At 61.7% G+C, this 1,734-nt stretch carries 3 protein-coding genes; 1 reads left to right on the top strand and 2 read right to left on the bottom strand.

What is annotated here, in order from left to right:
* Both PFH44_RS27245 and PFH44_RS27240 read right to left on the bottom strand, forming a co-directional pair.
* The coding region (locus PFH44_RS27245; protein ID WP_283826784.1) for a response regulator at window positions 1–187 on the bottom strand (187 nt) is incomplete at its 3' end.
* Between the two features lie 181 nt (window positions 188–368).
* On the bottom strand, window positions 369–809 hold the full coding sequence (locus tag PFH44_RS27240) for a winged helix-turn-helix transcriptional regulator (RefSeq protein ID WP_283826783.1): 441 nt from the start codon (window positions 807–809) through the stop codon (window positions 369–371).
* A 116-nt stretch (window positions 810–925) separates the two neighbouring features.
* Between PFH44_RS27240 and PFH44_RS27235 the strand changes: the two genes are divergently transcribed.
* The coding region (locus PFH44_RS27235; protein WP_283826782.1) for an MFS transporter at window positions 926–1,734 on the top strand (809 nt) is incomplete at its 3' end.

The raw sequence follows: 1,734 nt of genomic DNA, 5'->3' as shown, positions 1-1,734 counted from the left end.
ACAGAGACAGGCCGTCTTCCACCGGCAGGCCGAGGTCGACAAGGGCGATATCCGGCACGTGTTCGCCGAGATAGTAGTCGGCCTCTTTTGCATCTTCCGCCGCATCGACCTGGTGGCCTAACTCCTGGAGCTGAACTTTCAGGTGATGGCGCAATAAAGCGTTATCTTCAACCACGAGTACGCGCATGCCGCTTCTCCATATTTATTATTTGATTCGAATAGTTTAGCCCTAATTATACACTTTTAATATAAACGGCTGTTAAATAACGAATTTCAATTGTTTTTTCGCGCGCTTTCTCGCTGGGCCGCTATTTTCGCAGCAGGTCATTGATAAGCGGGCGGAATATTTAAACGCGCGGCGCCGGCCGCTATCCGTCCGCCTGCACCTTGCGGACCTCGGTCGCCGAAGGCAACAGCGGGGAGCCGTCTTCGGCCGTCGGCTCCATGGGCGGAACCGCCTGCAGCGTGCGTTTATCGATCAGGACGGAATGTGGCTCGCCGCTGGCGAAAAGATAGCGCTCCCCCCACTGACGCAGCGCGACCACGAGGGGAAACAGGCGCTCTCCCTTTTCCGTCAGGACATACTCCTGATAAGCGGTGCCGTCCGAGGCAGGCTGGGTTCTGAGGATGTCGGCGGCAACCAGCTTTTGCAGGCGGTCGGAGAGAATATTGCGCGCCATTCCCAGGCTGCGCTGAAAGTCGCTAAACCGGCTCATGCCATCAAAGGCGTCGCGCACGATCAGCAGCGACCAGCGGTCGCCGATAATATCCACGCTGCGGGCGACGGGGCAGGTATCGTTTTTCGTCATGTTGTGCGGCGCGAAGCGCGCTCCTCGGCGTGATGCATTGTGGTTGCATTTTAAAACTACATGCTCTAGCCTTCAAGTGGTTTTATTTTGAAACCAGATTGCTGAGGCAGAGAATCATGAAGTCATCCATTGCATCCCTGGCACCCGCCGCCCCGGCCGCGGCGATGCCCGCAGGACTGGTCTGGCTGTTCGCTATCGCCAGCGGCCTGAGCGTCGCAAACGTCTATTACGCCCAGCCGCTGCTCGATGCCCTGGGACGGGAGTTTGCTATCAGCGACGCCTCCGTCGGCGGCGTGGTAACGGCGACCCAGATTGGCTGCGCGCTGGCGCTATTGATGCTGGTGCCGCTTGGCGATCGGCTAAATCGCCGTCGGCTGATGGGCGCGCAGCTGATCCTGCTGATCGCCGCGCTGGCGGCGGTCAGCGCCGCAACGTCGGCGCTTATGCTGCTGGTCAGCATGCTGGCGGTGGGCCTGCTGGGCACCGCGATGACCCAGGGGCTGATTGCCTATGCCGCCAGCGCCGCCGGGACGCACGAGCAGGGGCGGGTGGTCGGTGCCGCCCAGAGCGGGGGGTTTATCGGCCTGCTGCTGGCGCGGGTATTCTCCGGCGGCATCAGCGACCTCGTCGGCTGGCGCGGGGTCTATCTCTTCGCCGCGCTGCTGATGCTGGGTATGGCCCTGCCGCTCTGGCGCCGGCTGCCGGCGCTGCCGGCGGCAAGGAGTCCGCTGAGCTATCCTCAGCTGCTGGCATCGATGCTAACGCTGCTGCGTCAGGAGAAGATCCTCCAGGTTCGCGGCGTGCTGGCGCTGCTGATGTTTGCCGCCTTCAATATCTTCTGGTGCGCGCTGGTGCTGCCGCTGAGCGCGCCGCCCTATAGCTATTCCCATACCGCTATCGGCGCCCTGGGGCTGGTGGGGGCTAT

Origin of the sequence: Klebsiella sp. Ech2A (assembly GCF_030078455.1) — a bacterium.
Taxonomy (GTDB): Bacteria; Pseudomonadota; Gammaproteobacteria; order Enterobacterales; family Enterobacteriaceae; genus Klebsiella; species Klebsiella terrigena.
Note: the sequence above shows the minus strand (reverse complement) of the source record. Positions and strands in the feature narration are given on the sequence as shown.

What these genes read in the sequence shown, in the direction of transcription:
- PFH44_RS27240 (WP_283826783.1), bottom strand. Translation starts at nt 809, where the DNA reads ATGACGAAAAACGATACCTGCCCCGTCGCCCGCAGCGTGGATATTATC.